This window comes from Streptomyces sp. CO7, from assembly GCF_053474865.1.
This window is the reverse complement of the sequence record NZ_JBRIOU010000005.1, coordinates 420,761-422,001: the sequence shown is the minus strand read 5'-3', so window position 1 is coordinate 422,001 and position 1,241 is coordinate 420,761. Positions and strand designations below refer to the sequence as shown.

Annotated in this window: 1 protein-coding gene; it reads right to left on the bottom strand. The window is 76.0% G+C overall.

Annotation, left to right across the window (positions count from 1 at the left end; all coding sequences use genetic code 11):
• Positions 1-1,136 (bottom strand): SCO2583 family membrane protein (locus tag ACOV8S_RS20310; RefSeq protein WP_448319206.1); only part of this gene is annotated, 1,136 nt, incomplete at its 3' end.
• Between the last annotated feature and the right edge of the window lie 105 nt (positions 1,137-1,241).

Genomic DNA, 1,241 nt, shown 5'->3' with positions numbered 1-1,241 from the left:
GTGCCGCACAGCCCGGTCGGGCTGGCGGCCCGGTACGGGTCGGTGCCCGGCGGCGCGGCCTCGTCGGCCCGCTGGCCGGCGAGCAGCGGCCGCAGCACCTGGTCGGGGTCCCCGGTGCAGGACAGCGGCCCCGCCTGCACGGAGGCGGCCACCACCCGCACCTGGCGCAGCCGCAGGTTGTCCGGGTCGAACCGCATCCGCACCTCGCGCCGCACGGTGAACAGGGAGACCTGCTCCTTCTTCTTCCCGCCGTCGTCGGCCCTGCCCGGCCCCTGGGCGCGGTCGGCCCCGTCCGCCCGGGCGGCGCGGTCGTCCCCGGCCTTGGCCAGGGCGTAGACGAAGACGTGGTCGGCGACCACCTCCAGGGTGGCGGCGCCCCGCTCGACGACCTTGAAGGTGCCGTGCACCCGGATGTCCGGGTCGGCGAGCCGCACCCGGGTGGGGTCGAAGCGGACCAGCCAGCCCAGCGGCGCGGAGGCGTCCGCGGCGCCCTCCCCCGCGTCCGCGGCCGCACCCTTGGCGCTCTCGCCCATGCTCCGGTCGAACTGGTCGAACTGGTCGGGGTCGAGCAGCACCCGCACCGAGCGGGTGGCGTCGCCCATCAGCACCTTCGGGTCGAGCGAGGAGCCGATGACGTAGTCCCGCGCCGCGGCGAGCGCGGCGATGACCTGGCCGTCGGAGAAGTGCTCGGTACGCCGGGCGGGAGGCATCGTGACGCCCTTCTCCCCGGTCTCGTAGGCGCGCGCCGGGCTCGCCCCGTAGAGCCGGTCCGCGTCGCCGGCGCCGGGCACGGCCTGCGGAGGGGCCAGCGGGACGACGGTGACCCGCACCGGGTCGGCGACCCGGCGGGCGGAGGACGGCAGGTGGGGGGTGCGCACGCCCAGGTAGACGGCGGTGACGAACGCGATCATGACCAGCAGGGCCAGCACCAAGGCCTGCCGGGAGAGCCGGCGGAGCCCCGTGGGGCGGGTCCGTACCGGCGGCGAGTGGTCGGCGAGACGTTCCTGCGCGCTGTACTCCTGGAGGCGGGCAGCCTTGACGAACGATTCGTCGAAGACGACGGATCGGTACTCGTCCTCGCTGCCGCCCGCGGCCCCGTCGGGTGTGCCGTCGGGTGGCTCTCCGGGCCCGCCCATACTTTCAGAGTGGGTTCTGCCGCCTCGCGGTAAACGCCCCCGTCCGGGCCATCTGCCGCTTCCGCTCCCCGCGGCGGAGGCGGGACGGGGCGGTCAGGGTGTGGC